This is a genomic window from Bradyrhizobium iriomotense (genome assembly GCF_018130765.1).
GTDB lineage: Bacteria > Pseudomonadota > Alphaproteobacteria > Rhizobiales > Xanthobacteraceae > Bradyrhizobium > Bradyrhizobium iriomotense_A.
Genome location: NZ_JAFCJZ010000004.1, coordinates 186,900 through 204,247 on the forward strand (window position 1 = coordinate 186,900; position 17,348 = coordinate 204,247).

The following is a 17,348-nucleotide window of genomic DNA, read 5'->3' on the forward strand; positions in this document are numbered from 1 at the left end:
TCTCGAGATTCCCCGGTGCGCGATGCGCACCTGTGGTCTGGTCCTTCGGACCATCCCGGAATGACGAGGCGTATGGTTCACGCTCGTCACCCGCATCATTGCCCCAGCCGTTCGATCAGGGCCGGTGCGTGCACCTGGTCGGCCTTGTAGTTGCCGGTCAGCGTGTACATCACGATGTTGGCGCCGGCGCGGTAGGCGAATTCGCGCTGGCGAGTGTCGCCGCTGGTCACCGGCAGCATATACTGGCCGTCGGGGCGCACGGCCCAGGCGCCGGCAAGATCGTTCGAGGTGATGATGATCGGCGAGACGCCGTCGCCGCCGCGCGCCGGGCGCTGCGCGCTGTCCTCGTCCTCGTCGCGCGGCAGGGTCTCGACCCAGGTCTGGCCGGTGTTGAAGCGGCCGGGGAAGTCGCGCAGCAAATAGAAGGTCTTGGTCAGCACGTGCTCGCGCGGCACCGGCTCGAGCTCGGGCACGTCGAGCGAGGACAGGATGTCGCGCAACGCCCGCATGCCCGGCGTCTGCGAGGCGCCGTTCTCGCCGGGCGGCGCCTCATAGGCGTCGCGGGTGTCGAACAGCACGGTGCCGCCCTGCTTCATATAGGCGTCGATCTTGTTGATGGCGTCCTGCGGCGGCTTGGGCGCGCCCGGCACGATCGGCCAGTAGATCAGCGGGAAGAAGGCGAGCTCGTCGCGCGCCGGATCGATGCCGACGGGATCGCCGGCCTCCAGCGCGGTGCGTTGCGCCAGGAACAGCGTCAGGCCGGTGAGGCCGGCCTTGACGATGGAATCGACGTCGGCATTGCCGGTGACGACATAGGCGAGGCGGGTCTGCGACACCGCCTTCATCGCGAATTCGTCGGACGCGCTGTCGGCGCGCGACGGCGCCGGCGACAGCACCGAGACGCCGGCAAGCACGAGGCCGAGCAGGATCACCGCGGGCGCGGCGCGGCGGCGCAGCAGCGCGGCAAGGCCGCCGCCGAGCAGCGCGACGATGATGGCGTCGATCAGGAACAGCCCGAGCGCGGTCGACAGCAGCCAGCCGCGCAGGTCGCGCGGCTCAGCATTGGTGTAGGTGGCGTGCCGGGCGCGCAGGCTCGCGGTGTTCAGGGCTGCGATGCGGTCGGCGCTGGCAAGCGTGTTCACGGCGAGCGGTCCTTCTGCCGGACCGTAGAAGCCGGGCGGATGATCGGAGGTGGCGCGGTCGCGATAGTCCGCGGGCAGCGGCTTTGCGGTCGCCGGAGGCGGGCCGAAGGCACCGAAGCCGTCGAGGATGTGCAGCGGCGCCACCGTCTCGGTGGTCGCCTCGCTGGCAACGCCAGGGCCGGGCTTGCTGGTGTAGCCGGACATGTCGACGACCCGCCGCAGCATTTCGACGAAGGTGCCCGACATCGGCAGATCCGACCAGCGCATGTCGGCGCTGACATGGAACAGGCTGACGATGCCCTTGCCGCGATGCTCGCCGGTGACCAGCGGCGTGCCGTCTTCCAGCGAGGCCCAGCTCTTGGTGGCGAGCACGGCATCGGGCTCGGCCAGCACCTGGCGGGTCACGGTGACATCCTTGGGCACCACGACGCCGGCAAACGGACCGTCGGCGGTGAAGGAGGCGAGGTGCTGCGGCTTCTCCCAGGTCAGGCTGCCGCCGAGCGTGCGACCGCCCTTGCGCAGCTTGACCGGCACGAGGTCGTCTTCGGCCTGCGCGAGACGCGGCCCGGCGAACCGCACCAGCACGCCGCCCCCGTCGATCCAGGCATTGAGGCGCTCGCGGATCTCAGGCGCGATGGTGCCGACATCGGCGAGGATGATCATCGGCAGCTTCTGGTCCAAAAACTGTGTGATGCCCTGCTGCGGCGAGCCCTTGTCGGCGAGGCGCACGTCGGCGAACGGCGCCAGTGCGCGGGTGAGGTAGAAGGTCGGCGCCAACAGCGGCTGCGCGGTCTCGCTGGTCGAGCCCGAGACGATGCCGATGGCGCGGCGGCGCCAGCGCTTGTCGAGCAGCTGCACCGCACCGGCGGAGCGCTCGCCCGAGATCTCGAGCCGGGTGATGTCGTTGCGCAGCTCGACCGGCAGGTCGAACGCGGCGTCGGTCTCCTTGTCCTGCGGGCCAAACGAGAAGCGCGCTTCGCCGATCGGCGAGGCCTTCTGGTCTAGCGCGCGAACGGTGCCGACCGCAATGCCGCTGTCGGTGCGCAGCACCTTCACCGTCATCTTCGCCGCAGCGTTCTCGGCCGCCACCAGCGCCAGCGGCGAGGAGGTGCCGCCTTCGAAGATGGTCAGGCTGCGATCCCCTAAGGTCTTGCCGAGGCCAGCCACGAATTCCTCGCCGCGGCCGGTGTCGACGCCGTCGGACAGCCAGGCGATCTCGCAATCGCCGGTCGCCTTGAGGAAACGGTCGACCGCGGCGAGCGTCTCGACGCGATCGATCGAATAGGGTTTTGGCGCGAGCTGGCGCAGCGCGACACGCGCCGCGCCCGCCGGCATCAGGGTGATGTCGCGGTTCGGCTCCGACAGCGGCACCAGCGCGATGGCGCGGCGGTCATTGTCGGCATTCGCGATCAGCTCGTCGGCGGCCCTGATCCTGACGTCCCAGTTCGAGGCCGCGCTCCAGCCGTCGTCGAGCATGATCATCAGCGGCGCCTTGCTGCCGGCGGCGCCGACCTGCGGATTCCAGATCGGGCCGGCGGCGGCGAAAATGACGAGGGCCGCAGCCAAAAGGCGCAGCGCAGTCAGCCACCACGGCGTCCGCGACGGCGTCTCTTCGCGCGGTGCGATGTCGAACAGCAGGCGGGTCGGCGGAAACTCGATGCGGCGCGGCCGCGGCGGCATCACGCGCAGGAGCCACCACAACACCGGCAGGCTGACGAGGCCGATCAGCAGCAGCGGTTCGGTGAAGGCGAGGGGTAATCCCATCATGCCGCCGGCCCCGCCTTGATGGTCGACGTGCGCGCGCCCGATTTGCTCACCTGCATGCCGGCGTGCAGATACAGCAGCAGCTCGGCGGCGGAGCGGTCGGTCGCATGGGTCGTGAACAGCCAGTCCAGCCTCGAGGTCTCGGCGCGGATCTGGTCGCGGTGCAGCGCAAGGCGCGCGGTGTAGTCCTGCGCCCAGCTCTCGGCGCGGCCGGCGGTGATCACGCCGAAACCTTCGGGCTCGACGAACTCGATGCGGCCGGAATAGGGGAACGACTCCTCGGCGGGATCGACGACCTGCACCATCGTGCCATGCGCGCCGGAGCCGGAGAGCCCGGCGAGCGTCGCACTGATCTCGGAGATCGGCGACCAGAAATCCGACAGCACGATGATCTCGGCGAGCGCGGACGGAACGAAGGAGGGCGGCAGGCTGAGGCGGTCGGCGTCATCATGCAGCATCGCCTGCGCCATCTTGTCGATGACGCTGCGGCTCGCGGTCGGCGCCATCAGCCCGGGAATGCCGACGCGTTCGCCGCCCGACACTAGCAGCTCGGCCAGCGCGAAGGCGACGATCAGCGTGCGCTCGAGCTTGGATTCGCGCGCGGTCTTCGAGGCGAACGCCATCGAGGGCGAGCGGTCGGGCCAGATCCAGACCGTGTGCGAGGCTTCCCATTCGAGCTCGCGGACATAGAGATGGTCGTCGCGCGCCGAGCGGCGCCAGTCGACGTTCTGCGCCGGCTCGCCGGAGACGAAGCGGCGGTATTGCCAGAAATTTTCGCCGGAGCCGGCGCGGCGACGGCCGTGCAGGCCGTGGATGACGTTGGCGGCAACGCGGCGGGCTTCGAGGACAAGGCGCGGCAGCGAAGCGGCGAGCGTACGGCTTTCGCCATCGGCACGTCGGATCGCGATGATCTCCTTTGCTGTGTGCCCGGTCTCTGCGGCCATCAACCGATCCGTGTCTTCAATTGCCGGATCACGTCCGGAATCGTGCGTCCTTCGGCGCGCGCCTGGAACGTCAGCGCCATACGGTGCTTCAGGATGGGCTCGGCGAGGTCGAGCACGTCGTCGATCGAGGGCGCGAGGCGTCCGTCGATCAGCGCGCGGGCGCGCACGGCGAGCATCAGGGATTGGCTGGCGCGCGGGCCGGGGCCCCAGGCGATGAACTTGCCGGCTTCGCCGCTCTCCTCGCCCGGACGGGCCGAGCGCACCAGCGACAGGATCGCCTCCACCACGGAATCGCCGACCGGCAGGCGGCGGACCAGCCGCTGTGCGGTGATCAGCGCATCCGCGCTCATCGAGCCCTTCGCCAGCGTCTCCTCGGCGCCGGTGGTTTCGAACAGGATGCGGCGCTCGGCCTCGCGGTCGGGATAGTCGACGTCGATCTCCATCAGGAAGCGGTCGAGCTGCGCTTCAGGCAGCGGATAGGTGCCTTCCTGCTCCAGCGGGTTTTGCGTCGCGAGCACGTGGAAGGGTTTTGGCAGATCGTGACGCGCGCCGGCCACGGTGATGTGCTGCTCCTGCATCGCCTGCAGCAGCGCCGACTGCGTGCGCGGGCTGGCGCGGTTGATCTCGTCGGCCATCAGGAGCTGCGCGAACACCGGGCCCGCAATGAAGCGGAAGGCGCGCCTGCCCGCAGTGCTCTCGTCCAGCACCTCGGCGCCGAGGATGTCGGACGGCATCAGGTCCGGCGTGAACTGGATGCGCTTGGCATCGAGGCCGAGCGTGACGCCAAGCGTCTCGACCAGCTTGGTCTTGGCAAGGCCCGGCACGCCGATCAGCAGCGCATGGCCGCCCGAGAGGATCGTGACCAGCGTGTTCTCGATGACGCGGTCCTGGCCGAAGATGACGGATGCGATCGCGTCCTTGGCCGCGCGAACCTGGGCCGACACCTGCTCGGCCGAACGGACGATTCCGTCCTCGAGTTTCTCGACACTCTCCGCCATTTCGCTCGCTCCTTCAGCCTGCCACGCGGCTTGCTTGCGCCGTCACTTTCCTGGGGCGTCACGCCATCACATGGGCCCTATGCTAGACTTGCAGGAAGGCCATGTATTCGTTGAATTAACCTATCCCCACCTTATCGGCTTAAGGGTATGTAGGGCATCACGAAGTGGCGACCTGCACACCGGACTAATCCGGGGTGGAACCGAGCACCAATCTACGACGTAGACCTGCACCAATCGTGCCAGATGACAAAGTCAGGGCAAACCATGGCGAACCAAGGGCAGAGCGCCGAGCGCGGTCTTGAGGGGCTGACTGCCGCTGCCAAAAGTGCTGCCGGTGCCGAAGGCGCCAAAAAAGGACTACCTCCGGTGCATCTGTGGAATCCGCCGTTCTGCGGCGATCTCGACATCCGAATCGCTGCCGATGGTACTTGGTTCTACATGGGGACGCCAATCGGCCGTCACGCCCTCGTCCGCCTGTTCTCGACCATTTTGAAGCGTGAGGGCGACAAGCATTTCCTGGTGACGCCGGTGGAGAAGGTCGGCATCCGCGTCGACGACGCGCCGTTCATGGCGGTCGAGATGCTTAAGGCCGGCGAGGACAACCATCGCGTGCTGAGCTTCCGCACCAATGTCGACGACTGGGTGACATGTGATGCCGCGCACCGGCTGCGCTTCGAGCAGGCGGCGGACGGCGGGCTGACGCCCTATCTGCACGTCCGTGCCGATCTCTGGGCCAAGGTGACCCGTGCGCTCTACTACGATCTGGTTGACATGGGCGAGGAGCGGATGGTCGATGGCGAGCCGATGTTCGGTGTCGAGTCGGCCGGCGAATTCTTCGCCATGGCCGACGCGGAGCAGGTGAGGGCCGCGCTTTGAACAAGCCTATCCCCAATAGTGAGCCTGAGCGCGAACCCGTCGCGCTTGGCGCTGCCGATTTCTTCGCCCGTTCGCGGGCGCGGCTCGGCTTCGACGTGCCGCCCGGCCTCTACGATCCCAACATCATTCCGGCCTCGGGCGATCCCGGCACCGACAAGATGCTGGAGATCATCGCGCGCGAGCAGCCGGTGCGCCCCGCAGCGGTGCTGATCGCCGTGGTCGACCATCCCGAGCCGACCATCCTCTTGACGCAGCGCTCGGCGCATCTCAACGATCACGCCGGACAGATCGCCTTTCCCGGCGGCAAGATCGACGCGATGGATGCGTCCCCACTCGATGCCGCCCTGCGCGAGGCCGAGGAGGAGGTCGGCCTGTCCAGAGACTTCGTCGAGCCGATCGGCTATCTTGACCTCTACGGCACCGGCTTCGGCTTCCGCATCCTGCCGACGGTCGCCAAGGTGCGCCCCGGCTTTGCGCTCACCATCAACCATTCCGAGGTTGATGATGCGTTCGAGGTGCCGCTATCCTTCCTGATGAATCCGGCGAACCACCAGATGCACAGCAAGGAATTCCGCGGCATGGAGCGCTTCTACTACGCGATGCCGTTCGCGGAGCGCTACATCTGGGGGGCGACGGCCGGAATGCTGCGTGTGCTGTATGAGCGGATCTATTCATCATGATCCGGACGGTTCTGACCGAGATCGGAATCTTCCTCATCCCCTTTGTCGTCTATGCGTTGTTCCTGGCCGCTACCCGTTCCGGCCTGTTCGTGCAAACGTCCTGGCCGGTCACGATCGTCTCCCGCCTCGCCCTGGTCGCGCTCGCGCTGGTGATCGCGGGCCTGGTTGGCCTCGCACAATTCTCCGGCGGCGGACCGGATTCGACCTACGTTCCCGCCCATATCGAGAACGGCAAGTTCGTGCCGGGCACGGAAAGATAGGGGCGGAACGATGAGCGCGGAGCCGATCCTTGCCGATGCGCCCTGGCTGACCGCCGGTGGCACCGCGCGCGTCCTGCAATTGCTTGGCGTTGATGGCGAGGAGGCGCGCGTGGTCGGCGGCGCCGTGCGCAACGCGCTGCTCGGCCTCGTGCCCGGTGACATCGACATCGCGACCACGGCGTTGCCGGAGGAGGTGATCCGCCGCGCCAAGGCCGCCGGCATCAAGAGCGTGCCGACCGGCATCGATCACGGCACCATCACGCTCGTCATCGACGGCCATCCTTACGAAGTGACGACGCTGCGCGAGGACACCGAGACCTTCGGCCGCAAGGCCAGGGTCGCGTTCGGCCGCGACTGGGTGAAGGACGCCGAGCGGCGCGACTTCACCATGAACGGCCTGTCGGTCGACGCAAGGGGCGTCGTCTACGACCATGTCGGCGGGATCGCGGATGCCAAGGCGCGCCGCGTGCGCTTCATCGGCAACCCCGACCAGCGCATCGCCGAGGATTATTTGCGCATCCTGCGCTTCTTCCGCATCCACGCCGCCTTCGGGGCCGGCGAGCCCGATCGCGACGGCTATCTCGCCTGCATCCGGGGACGCGCAGGCCTCGCCAGCCTGTCGGCCGAGCGCGTGCGCATGGAGATGCTGAAGCTGCTGGTCGCCGGCGGTGCCTCCGCGGCCGTGCTGGCCATGGCCGACAGCGGATTGCTGCAGGCGCTGATCGGCGGCGTCGCCTACACCGGGGCGCTGGAAACGATGATCGCGATCGAGCGCGAGCTCGGCCTTGCCGCCAGCAGCACGCGACGCCTCGCCGCGCTGACGGTCGCCGTGACCGAGGACGCCAAGCGCGTAGCCGCGCGCCTGCGGCTCTCCAATGCTGAGGCCAAGGCGCTGGATTCGATGGGCCATCGCTGGTGGCGCTTCGCCGCCATGGACGAGGCCCATGCGCGGCGGCTGCTCTACCGGCTCGGCCCTGAGCGCTATCACGATCGTGTGTTGCTCGGCTGGGCGCGCGCTGCCGGTGAGGTGCATTCGCCGCGCTGGCGCGCGCTCGCCGAGCTGCCGCAGCGCTGGACGGCGCCGAAATTCCCGCTGCGCGCCGCCGACTTCATCGCGCGCGGGCTGGCCGAAGGGCCCGCGCTCGGACATGTGTTGACACTCGCCGAGGACGCTTGGCTTGCGGCGGATTTTCCCCTGGAGCAAGCCGCGCTCGCTTCCATCGCCGATCAAGCTGCGGCACGCGTCAGCCGCGACGGGACATCGTGACCATCGTCACAGGCTTCGCCGACATCTCGATCCTTCAGCTTCTGCTGGTCGCGTTGATGGCGTTGTTTGTCGGCTTGGCGAAACCGGCGCAGTGGTGCCCGACTGTAAAGCCAATCATGTATCGCTGTGGTTCGTTCCCATTCGATATTGCGTCGGTGAGCAGCCGAAGTGATCGCGGAAGCGGCGATTGAAGTAGGTCACTTCATTGAAGCCGCAGGCAAAGGCGATGTCACTCACCTTGGTGCCGTCGTAGCGAACGTCCGACAGCATTGCCCGCGCCTTCTGCAAGCGCAATTCAAGTACGCGCTCGGAGAATGTGGCGCCGCTTTCGAGCAGCAAATCGCTCACATAGCGGCGCGACAGATTAAGACCATCCGCGATGGTCGTGATCGACAGAGACGGCTCGGCGAAGCGCTTCTCGATGATCGCGATCAGCTCGCGCTGTCGCGCGGCGCGCAAGCCGCGTTCCGCCGCGATCTCCGCGACTTCGCCGCGCGCGCCGAGCGCGAGCACGATCAAATCTCGGAGCATGGTCTTGGCGTGCCGCGTCAACGCCGGGTCTTCGTGGACTTCATCGGCTTCAAGGAGAAAATTGATGGTGCGCTCGAGATGCCGTACCGCCGGATTGGCTGGGTCGAGCAACATTGCCGAACGATCATCGGCATGCGGAACAAGTTTCAGAATTTGCGCACGAGGTATGGATGCCAAATTCCATGCCGTGAGGCCATTCGTAAAGCTCGCAACCGGTTGGGCGATGTTGAAGGCGATGACACTTCCCGGTTTCAGCTCAACCTCCTGGTTTCCCACCGTCCATAGCTGCGGCTGGGGGCTGCGATAAAAGCCGACAAGAATATCGTCGGGATCATTGGCCACGTGCTTGCGCGTGCGCACGTAATGCCCCGTCGTCGTGGCAAATCGGCTGACGCTCAACTCACCAAGCGGGACATTCTTCGACGCGGTATAGAATGGCTTGTCCTCGGCGTGCTTCATCTCCGCATTGCCGAGCTGTTCCATCCATATGTCGTGCCACAGGCGGAATCGGGCTCTATCATTCAAGTGGGATGGAAGCTGGTCCGATGAAAATTCTACCTTTGGCATATCCGTCCATGATCCTCGCGCGCCGGTTCCCATTCGTATCATGACCGCCGCGCGAAAGGCATCCACCCACCTTTCCACTGAGGTGATGCAAAAGCAGGCCCCTGTGCCTACTAGGTCAAGTTCAGCGCCGGTTAGGTCAAGTCTTCGGCTGCCGACCGTTGCGCCGAAACCACATTCATCAGCGATCCCATTGCCGTACCGTTTCGATCAAGCCCAGCACCTTCGCGGACAAGACGACCTGAGCGCGACTCGGTAGTCATTCCGAACGACGGACTTATTGGGTGTTTCAAACATGAGAAGATTGATCGCGGCCGCTATTGTCGCTTCAGGCATGATGCTGTCGTCGGCATCGGCTGCCGACCTGCCGGTGAAGGCCAAGCCCGTCCCGGTCTATGACTGGACCGGATTTTACGCCGGTGTGAACGTTGGCTATGGCTGGGGCGATCGCGACCTGAGTTATGCCCCGAACGATGACGCTACCCGTGACTTGATTGTTTTTGACGGCATCCCGCCACCAGCGTCGTTCAAGACGTCGGGTGCGCTCGGCGGATTGCAGTTCGGCTACAACCGACAGCTCGGCACGGGCTGGCTTGTCGGCCTCGAGACCGATTTCAACTGGTCCGGCATCAAAGGCTCAGGCATTAGTTCCGGTGTCATGCCCCCAGTGCCCATTCCAGGTCCATACTCGGCACCCTTTGACGAGCGGATCGACTGGTTCGGCACGGTGCGGGCCCGCCTCGGCTACCTGCCGACCAGCACGCTGTTGACCTATGTCACCGGTGGTCTGGCGTCTGGTCAGGTCACGCGCAGCGGAAGGTACATCAACAATAGTACCTTTGCTTTCACAGCCAATGGAGGGCCCGACAACAGCGACTTCACATGCGCAAGCGGCACCACCTGCTTTTCCGGCGTCTCGCGCGACGTAACTGCGGGATGGACAGTGGGCGGTGGATTTGAATACGCTCTCGGAGAGCGCACGACCCTCAAGGCCGAATATCTATATGTAAGCCTTGCTGGGAAGAAAATCACCGAAACGGCTCTGGCGGTCTTCGTTCCCGGCGATACGCCGGCCTCGATTAGCGCCAATGTCGGTCGCGCCACCTTCAACACCGCGCGCATCGGTCTTAACTATCGCTTCTAGAGCAGGGCGCAGACCCGCCTGCGATCATCTACCGCTCAACATGTGTTGACACTGGCCGAAGACGCTTGGCTTGCGGCGGATTTTCCCCTAGAGGAAGCCGCTCGCTTCCATCGCCGATCAAGCTGCGGCACGCGTCAGCCGCGACGGGACATCGTGACCATCGTCTCAGGCTTCGCCGACATCTCGATCCTTCAGCTCCTGCTGGTCGCGTTGATGGCGTTGTTTGCTTCGATCATCGGTGGTCTCGCCGGCTACGGCACCGGCGTCTTGATGCCCTTGGTGCTGGTGCCGCTGGTCGGCGCCGAGCCCGTGGTGCCGATCATCGCAATCTCCGCGATCTTCACCAATTGCAGCCGCGCGGTCGCTTATCTGCGCTATGCCGACCGCCGCCGCGCCCTGATCGTGCTCGTCTGCGCGGCGCTGACCACAGCGCTCGGCGCCTACGGCTATACGCGCCTCACCAATGCCGGCGCAGCGCTCGTGATCGGCACCATGCTGATGCTGAGCGTGCCGCTGCGCCGCGTGCTCCGCCGCCGCGAGGTCAGGATCGGCGACACCGGCCTTGCCGCCGGCTCAGTCGGCTACGGCGTGCTGGTCGGCGGCACCTCGGGCTCCGGCGTGATCCTGCTCTCGCTGCTGATGGCCGCAGGCCTCGAGGGCGCCGCCGTGATCGCGACCGACGCGATGATCTCGCTCGGCACCGGCCTCATCAAGATCTCGGTGTTCGGCCTCGCCGGCGCGGTGAACGCGCAGGTGCTCGCCTTCGCGCTTCTTATCGGCGGCATCGCGATCCCCGGTGCGTTTCTCGCCAAAGCCTTTGTCGAACGGATGCCGGTGCATATCCATACCGCGATCCTCGATGTTGCGGTGATCACCGGCGGGCTGGTGATGATCTCGGCCGCGGCGAGGCAGCTCGTCGCGTAGGTGATCCCGACGCAATTGGCATTCGTGCCTGGACCGCCGGAACGACCTTGTACGCATAGACGTCGGCACGCCCCACCTCAAATTTCGAAATGCTGTGGTTCTGCGGATAGAAGCTGTGATAAAGTGCTCCTGATGGTTGCAATGACCGAGAAGGAGATGGCCATGAAAGTCTTGGTCTTGGTTGTGAGCTTAGCTGCGGCTGCGATTGCGCCCGCCAATGCTGACGATCGGCGAACGTCCCGCACCGGTCCCGCCGAAAGTCCGACCACCGGTCTCGGCTGCACCGTCGGAGTTTGGCCAGCTTTTGCGGCTTGTAAAAACGTGTACAATTACAAGACGTATGGCGACTGCCATACGGACGCGATAAAGATGGGTTGGCGAGGCAATGATATTTGGTGGTATTGCTCAAGTATCGGCTTGAAGAACTGACCTCGCATGAAGAATTGCCGGGCCGGCCCGTTGGCGGCTTCTTTTGTCTGAATGGCATCTGTTGGCCTAAGCCGAACGGTCTCGATGCCTTTGTTGGGCTTCCAAGTCTCCCGCCTGAGGGTTACGCTGCCGTAGGCAGTCCAAACCAGCAGGGGCAGCGGTGGTCACGGCGCGCGTTGAGAGGCGATTGGCGGCGGTGTTGGCAGCGGACGTTGCCGGTTATTCGCTGTTGATGGGCGCTGACGAAGTCGGCACGCTCGAAGCTCTCAAGGCCATCCGCCGCGAAATCGTCGATCCAGCCATTGCGGAGCACAAGGGCAGGATCGTCAAGACGACTGGCGACGGCCTCCTGGTCGAATTCGCCAGCGCTGTCGACGCCGTGACCTGCGCCGTGGCTGTTCAAGAGAGGATGGCTGCCCGCGAAGCACAGATCGCCTTTCGCATCGGCATCAACATCGGCGACATCATCAGCGACGAAAACGATATTTTTGGCGATGGCGTGAATGTCGCCGCGCGCGTCGAGAACGAGTGCTCGCCGGGCGGCGTGTGCTTGTCCGGAAGTGCGTTCGAGCAAGTCAGGGGAAAAACGAAATTCGAGTTCGACGATCTCGGCGAACGATCGCTGAAGAACATCGACCGGACGGTCCGGCTGTATGGCGTCAAACTTGGTAACGCGGCGAAGGCAACGATTGCGGACAGCAATCGACCGCTGCCGCTGCCGGAGAAAGCCTCGATCGCAGTTCTGCCGTTCCAGAACATGTCCGGTGACCCCGAGCAGGAGTACTTCGCTGACGGCATGGTGGAAGACATCATCACTGCGCTGTCCCGTTTCAAATGGCTGTTCGTGATCGCCCGCAACTCGACCTTCACCTACAAGGGGCGGTCCGTCGACATCCGGCAGGTTGGACGTGAACTGGGTGTTCGTTACGTGCTGGAAGGCAGCGTCCGACGGGCGAGCGATCGAGTACGGATCACGGCGCAGCTCATTGACGCCGAGACCAGGGCCCATATCTGGGCGGATCGTTACGACCGCGCCGTCGACGACATCTTTGCCTTGCAGGATGAAATTACCTTGAGCACGGTCGCCGCGATCGAGCCCAGTCTGCGTCAAGCCGAAATTGAACGGGCGAAGCGCAAACGCCCTGATAGTCTCGACGCCTACGACCTTGTGCTCCGTGCGACGCCTCTGGTGGATACCGGGATGCCGGAGGGCGCCTCGCAGGCTGTGCCACTCCTCGAGCGCGCACTTGTGCTCGAGCCGGACTACGCGCTCGCCCACGGGCAGACGGCGTTCTGCAATGAAATCCTGTATCTGCGAGCGGGAAGGCGTGAAGAAAATCGCGCAGCTGCGATACGGCACGCGCACACCGCAGTGGCGCTTGGCCCCGACGATGCCCCGGCACTTGTCTACGCCGCGATCGCTATCGGTCTCGTCGAGCATGACCGTGCGTTGGCTCTCGAAACGTTCGAGGCTGCGCTTGCAATCTCCCCGTCGGCAGCGTGGGCGTATTCCTGGGGCGCGCTGATCTTGGGCTGGGGAGGCGAAGCCGAGCGTGCCATCGAATGGGGCGAGCGGGGTATCCGGCTCAGTCCGCTCGATCCGTGGATCACGGCGGCGCTGCACGGCATTTGCATGGGCCATTTTCTTCGCGGGCGCTACGAGGACGCTGCTGCGGCGGCGCAACGGGCCATTCGAAGCAAGCCGGGTTTCAGCGTCTCGCACATGTTTCTGGCCGCGTCGCTTGCCAAACTCGGACGAATGCAAGATGCGAACGCGGCCGCCGAACGCGTCCTGCAGCTTCAACCCAACTTCAGCAGCAATGGTCAGTGCTCCGCCATCGGTTGCGTCCCGGTGCTTGCAACACCTCTCATCGAAGCAATGCGCGCTTCAGGTCTTCCCGACTGATCCGATCCAATCATCACCGTGTGCGATCGCGGCGGGCGACGCGTTCCTCGCCCAACAGGCGCGAGCGGCGATAAGGATGTCGCATTTTGGTGACAGTCAGCTTCGCTTAAGCATCGGCGTGGCCACCGCGCCTTGGACAGCGGGGAATACGGGTGTAGCTTTCGCTTGGGAACCCTGCCGCGGAGTTGGGGGGCAATGAAAGCCTTGCAGGCCGCCTGCATCGTGGGTGTCATTGCATCCACGGGGATGATTCATCGGGCCGTAGCGGAGACGCCTGGAGCAACGCTCGGGTCGGTCTCCGGGACGGCTTCTGGTCGGTCACTGGTTGCCCAAGCCAAAATCGATGACGATTCCAACGCGACGAAATCGAACGCATTGGACCACCGTGATGCTGCGCAGCCGGTGCCGGCAATGCGCGATGCATTGGATGATGCTTCCAGCCCCGCGCCGGCGAGCCAGGATTTCCGGTATCTGATCTATTACATATGGTCCGAATATCCGCCCGCCGAGAAGCCGGCGGATATCGTGCTGAGGTCGCTCAAGGACACCGTGGTCGGAACGCCGATCGAGGAGATCAAGCGCGCGTCCGATGCGTTCGGTCTCGATTTCAATTTCATGAAAGCGGTCGCGAAGGTCGAGTCCGGGTTCGACCCCAAGCAACGCACCGGGTCGTATATCGGCCTGTTCCAACTGAGTGAATATGAGTTCAACAAGTTCGGCTCGGGGCAGATTCGCAGTCCCCGCGACAACGCCGTAGCGGCAGCCTACAAGGTCATTACCGAAGGCGTGCTGTTCGAGTGGGTGACGCACCAGAAGCCGACCTTGAGCGATCTTTACTTGATCCATCAACAGGGCTGGGAAGGCGCCGCCGAGCACATCAGCCAACCCGATCGCATCGCCTGGAAATCAATGTGTGCCACCGGCGAGGGTAAGGAAAAAGGCGAGAAATGGTGCAAACGTGCGATCTGGCGGAACACTCTTCCGGCCGTCAAGCAGGCGTGGAAATCGGTCGACAAGCTGACATCCGGAGCGTTCGTCGGAATGTGGCGCGCGCGGATTGCTGAACTCTATTCGAAATATATGGCCACGGCCGCCGCCGAAGGGCCAAAGCAGTAGCTTTCGTTGAGAGGTCGGCTGCAGACAAGCTGCTCGCACTCGCCGACGAGGTGATCGGCTAGACCGCTTCGTTGCGGCGCGTGAGTCCTCTTTCGGCCCATCGCCGACATCGGCAAGGTTGTATAAGATCATCTCAATCTGCGAACCACCGGGTGACTGAATTCGGCTGGCGGAAGGATCAGAGGATGACGAACTCCGACTTAATTTGCTCCTTTTGCGGAAAGGAGCCGAGAGAAGTTGCTTCCGTCGTCAACGCGGTATCCGTGAACCCAAAAGGCCAGCAAACCGCTGGCGCGATCTGCAATGAATGCGTCGAACTTTGTGTTCAGGTCATCGGTTTGCAAAAGCCGGAGTGGCTTGAACGACACCGCCAGTTTGTCGCCACGCTAGGAAAGTGACGCGCGACGTCACCTTTTGACCCGTCTGCGACGTCGCCGCACAAGTCATTGAGGTCCGCTTGGCATGGCGGAGCGGACTGGCATTGCAGTGACAGTGCCATCACCGTAATTGGGGAGTCACAAATTTGAGCGAAAGAAATCGACGACCTCATCCCCGACCCTGTCGTGAATTGCTATCCGATCGACATCCGGAGGGTCGCTGCAGAGTACGTTAAGTGTCGGTGGACATGGAGCGAGAAAAATACCGTGACCACCGGGGACTGAGGCTTGGCGCGGCGATCCAGGTAAGTTTCGGACCAATGACAAGGCATTACCGTCTGCCCTGAGATCCGATTGCAATGCGCGATAGATCAAGATCGGCATGTTCAATGCAATCAGATCGTCGCTTCCAAAAGGCGCTCCGAGCGGTTCGAGGAGAACGAGCGCTTTCAATGGAATGACATAATCCGATCTCCGACTTGGAATGTTGGCCCAAGAACCATCGGTCGATACGCCCTCGCAGGCTTTCAGATCGTCTCCATGTTCGCGACAATATGCCGACAACAGCGCCAAATTTGGTTTCGCTCCTGCCATGATGAGTGTCACGGCACCACCGAAAGAATAGCCCGTCATTCCGATCCGGTTGGGATCGACATGTCCGGAAAGACGCTCGTCTGCGGCGGCGGCCTCGAGCGCGCTACGTGTTTGTCTCGGCCGAGTGATGAAAGGTCGAGGCGTATTTGGGTAGTACGGCGCGACGACGACAAATCCTTCGCGCGCCAAACGCAGTATCAGATCATGATGCACCAACGGGGACCCCGCAGCGCTTCCATTTCCCTTCGCGAACAGAACAATGGGAAAAACGCTATCCGGCGCGATCGGACCATCTTTGCTCGCCCGGAATTTGAACGGGCCCTCTACCAACTCGGTCTCGGATGCCGCCGTCGGATAAGCAATCAGGACGTCGAACGAGGTCTCGCCCGGTACGCTTAGTCGCGAAATCGCCGCTCGGAATGGCTCGGCAGATGCGAACGAACTCAGCAGCCAGGCCGCAGCCAGCAGAAAGAGATGAACCGAATTGCGCAGATCGTCCTCCGGAGAAGCGGACATCAGGAGCGCCGGAGCGGAGCGCTCTGATCGCTTTCGAGCGAACCAATATCCGGCTCGCTCGAAACGCTTTAGCGCTAGCGCTTTGCTCGCTTGAGATCGGCAACTTGAAACTTGTTGCCGGCGGAGAGGCTGCTGCAGATCCAGTAGGCTCTGTTCCGGTAGTCGCCCAGGAACACCTTGGTCTCGACGCAATCCACGTAGTTTTTGTGAGTGATGGTATCTGTGCAGGTCGGCGAGAAAGGTGCATCGGTTTGTCCGCCGCCCGACTCGCTGCACCCGACCCAGGGATCCTTGCCGTGTCTGAAGCTTGTTTGACAGCCACCGTTGCAACTGCTGGCGCGCTTCTCCAGCGCGGCAATCCTCGCCAATGGTGAACCCGGTGCTGGCGATGGCGTTCGACCGGATGACGGTTGAGCGGTTGCCGATCGTATGTGGCGGGTTGACGATGTCGGGCGAGATGCACCGGTGTTGACCACCTGCTTCGGCCTTGCCGCCTGCCTTGGCGCATCGACCGTGACGGAGGGAACCTGGGTGGGGGAGCTTGTTGCGGGTTGCGACACCGCCGGGCTGCACAGCAAGACCGTTGACAAGAAAGCGAAGGCTGAAGGCGCGACAAATCCTGACGACAATCTCATGACATGTCCTTTCAAGGACGGAAATTCCGTCCCAATGTTTGCACGCCACAAAATGCTAGCCGAAACTCCCGAGTGCGACTACCGGTGGTTGAAGAGGTTTCTGCGGATGACTGCCATGCAAATGATGACGGAGGAGAATGCAGGCTGCGCGCCCAAAGCGGTTGCGATGTCGGCGTCCGGCTCTTCCGTGACATTCAGTGATGTCCGCCATCGCGCCGTCGTCGGCGGAGAAGCGGACATCAGAAGCGCGGGAGCGAAACGCCCCGACCCGACGAGGAGGCGGTCTTAGACGCGCCTACTCCTCGTCTTCGTCGTCATCCTCTTCTTCGTCCTCGTCGTCCTCTTCCTCGACGCGGGCGAGCGCGGCCAGCGGCAGCGTCTCGCGGAAGAGATCGCCTTCCATGCCCATCCAGAGGCAGAGCACCTCGTCCTCCTTCACCTCCGCAACTGTCAGCGGCTGGCCGCCGGATTTCAGCATCACGACATCGCCGGCTTTCAAGTCCATGGATTGTCCTTTCGGGTTGATCGACCCGGAGGAGGCTAGCAGGCGGTCATGACACGGGGAAAACGGACGGGCGGGACGATGGCTCGCGCGATCCATGCGCGGGCTGCTCGAATGCGGGGAGGCGGCTCACACGGGAAGTGTCTTCATCGCACGTACCCGACGATGGCATTATGCCC

Annotated in this window: 18 protein-coding genes and 1 pseudogene; 12 read left to right on the forward strand and 7 right to left on the reverse strand. The window is 63.9% G+C overall.

The window, feature by feature from the left end; all coding sequences use genetic code 11:
• Window positions 1-95: 95 nt before the first annotated feature.
• The 3 genes from JQ635_RS09545 to JQ635_RS09555 are packed head-to-tail and all read right to left on the reverse strand — an operon-like array spanning window position 96 to window position 4,848.
• Complete coding sequence (locus JQ635_RS09545; protein WP_211409607.1) at window positions 96-2,909, reverse strand: DUF4159 domain-containing protein; 2,814 nt, start codon at window positions 2,907-2,909, stop codon at window positions 96-98.
• Entirely contained in the window at window positions 2,906-3,850 is a 945-nt protein-coding gene (locus tag JQ635_RS09550; protein ID WP_211409608.1) for a DUF58 domain-containing protein, read from the reverse strand. Before JQ635_RS09550 ends, JQ635_RS09545 begins: the two co-directional genes overlap by 4 nt.
• Window positions 3,850-4,848: an AAA family ATPase gene (locus JQ635_RS09555; RefSeq protein WP_211409609.1), complete on the reverse strand. Its 999-nt coding sequence runs from the start codon at window positions 4,846-4,848 to the stop codon at window positions 3,850-3,852. Before JQ635_RS09555 ends, JQ635_RS09550 begins: the two co-directional genes overlap by 1 nt.
• A gap of 264 nt (window positions 4,849-5,112) precedes the next feature.
• On the opposite strand from JQ635_RS09555, the gene JQ635_RS09560 reads away from it, so the two are divergent.
• The 5 genes and pseudogenes from JQ635_RS09560 to JQ635_RS39385 form a co-directional block, all read left to right on the forward strand.
• Window positions 5,113-5,724, forward strand: a complete 612-nt coding sequence (locus JQ635_RS09560; protein ID WP_211409610.1) for a DUF1285 domain-containing protein — start codon at window positions 5,113-5,115, stop codon at window positions 5,722-5,724.
• The gene (locus JQ635_RS09565; protein ID WP_211409611.1) at window positions 5,721-6,404 is read left to right on the forward strand and encodes a CoA pyrophosphatase; all 684 of its coding nucleotides are present in this window, start codon (window positions 5,721-5,723) and stop codon (window positions 6,402-6,404) included. Before JQ635_RS09560 ends, JQ635_RS09565 begins: the two co-directional genes overlap by 4 nt.
• Window positions 6,401-6,664, forward strand: coding sequence for a DUF6111 family protein (locus JQ635_RS09570; protein WP_211409612.1), 264 nt, complete (start codon window positions 6,401-6,403; stop codon window positions 6,662-6,664). The genes JQ635_RS09565 and JQ635_RS09570 overlap by 4 nt, the downstream gene beginning before the upstream one ends.
• A 10-nt stretch (window positions 6,665-6,674) precedes the next feature.
• Window positions 6,675-7,931, forward strand: coding sequence for a CCA tRNA nucleotidyltransferase (locus JQ635_RS09575; RefSeq protein WP_211409613.1), 1,257 nt, complete (start codon window positions 6,675-6,677; stop codon window positions 7,929-7,931).
• A pseudogene (locus tag JQ635_RS39385) lies at window positions 7,928-8,008 on the forward strand (sulfite exporter TauE/SafE family protein); the annotation flags it as partial. The gene JQ635_RS09575 and the pseudogene JQ635_RS39385, both read left to right, overlap by 4 nt.
• Before the next feature lie 37 nt (window positions 8,009-8,045).
• Here JQ635_RS39385 and JQ635_RS09580 read toward each other — a convergent pair.
• Complete coding sequence (locus tag JQ635_RS09580; RefSeq protein WP_211409614.1) at window positions 8,046-8,945, reverse strand: AraC family transcriptional regulator; 900 nt, start codon at window positions 8,943-8,945, stop codon at window positions 8,046-8,048.
• Between the two features lie 376 nt (window positions 8,946-9,321).
• On the opposite strand from JQ635_RS09580, the gene JQ635_RS09585 reads away from it, so the two are divergent.
• The 6 genes from JQ635_RS09585 (at window position 9,322) to JQ635_RS09610 (ending at window position 14,943) form a co-directional block, all read left to right on the forward strand.
• Window positions 9,322-10,170, forward strand: coding sequence for an outer membrane protein (locus JQ635_RS09585; RefSeq protein ID WP_211409615.1), 849 nt, complete (start codon window positions 9,322-9,324; stop codon window positions 10,168-10,170).
• Between the two features lie 153 nt (window positions 10,171-10,323).
• The gene (locus tag JQ635_RS09590) at window positions 10,324-11,094 is read left to right on the forward strand and encodes a TSUP family transporter (RefSeq protein ID WP_211409616.1); all 771 of its coding nucleotides are present in this window, start codon (window positions 10,324-10,326) and stop codon (window positions 11,092-11,094) included.
• Between the two features lie 162 nt (window positions 11,095-11,256).
• Complete coding sequence (locus tag JQ635_RS09595; RefSeq protein ID WP_211409617.1) at window positions 11,257-11,523, forward strand: hypothetical protein; 267 nt, start codon at window positions 11,257-11,259, stop codon at window positions 11,521-11,523.
• A 196-nt stretch (window positions 11,524-11,719) separates the two neighbouring features.
• Entirely contained in the window at window positions 11,720-13,429 is a 1,710-nt protein-coding gene (locus JQ635_RS09600; protein WP_349631855.1) for an adenylate/guanylate cyclase domain-containing protein, read from the forward strand.
• Window positions 13,430-13,624: 195 nt separating this feature from the next.
• The gene (locus JQ635_RS09605; RefSeq protein WP_246583405.1) at window positions 13,625-14,545 is read left to right on the forward strand and encodes a transglycosylase; all 921 of its coding nucleotides are present in this window, start codon (window positions 13,625-13,627) and stop codon (window positions 14,543-14,545) included.
• A gap of 185 nt (window positions 14,546-14,730) precedes the next feature.
• Complete coding sequence (locus JQ635_RS09610; RefSeq protein ID WP_211409618.1) at window positions 14,731-14,943, forward strand: ClpX C4-type zinc finger protein; 213 nt, start codon at window positions 14,731-14,733, stop codon at window positions 14,941-14,943.
• A 117-nt stretch (window positions 14,944-15,060) separates the two neighbouring features.
• Here the strand turns inward: JQ635_RS09610 and JQ635_RS09615 are convergent, their stop codons facing one another.
• Both JQ635_RS09615 and JQ635_RS38935 read right to left on the reverse strand, forming a co-directional pair.
• Window positions 15,061-16,032: an alpha/beta hydrolase family protein gene (locus JQ635_RS09615; protein WP_211409619.1), complete on the reverse strand. Its 972-nt coding sequence runs from the start codon at window positions 16,030-16,032 to the stop codon at window positions 15,061-15,063.
• 74 nt (window positions 16,033-16,106) lie between these two features.
• Window positions 16,107-16,400, reverse strand: a complete 294-nt coding sequence (locus tag JQ635_RS38935; protein WP_246583406.1) for a hypothetical protein — start codon at window positions 16,398-16,400, stop codon at window positions 16,107-16,109.
• A gap of 97 nt (window positions 16,401-16,497) precedes the next feature.
• On the opposite strand from JQ635_RS38935, the gene JQ635_RS38940 reads away from it, so the two are divergent.
• Window positions 16,498-16,956 (forward strand): hypothetical protein, encoded by a 459-nt coding sequence (locus JQ635_RS38940; RefSeq protein ID WP_246583407.1) that lies wholly within the window; start codon window positions 16,498-16,500, stop codon window positions 16,954-16,956.
• A gap of 6 nt (window positions 16,957-16,962) precedes the next feature.
• Here JQ635_RS38940 and JQ635_RS09625 read toward each other — a convergent pair whose 3' ends face one another.
• Window positions 16,963-17,172, reverse strand: a complete 210-nt coding sequence (locus JQ635_RS09625; protein ID WP_211409621.1) for a YodC family protein — start codon at window positions 17,170-17,172, stop codon at window positions 16,963-16,965.
• Between the last annotated feature and the right edge of the window lie 176 nt (window positions 17,173-17,348).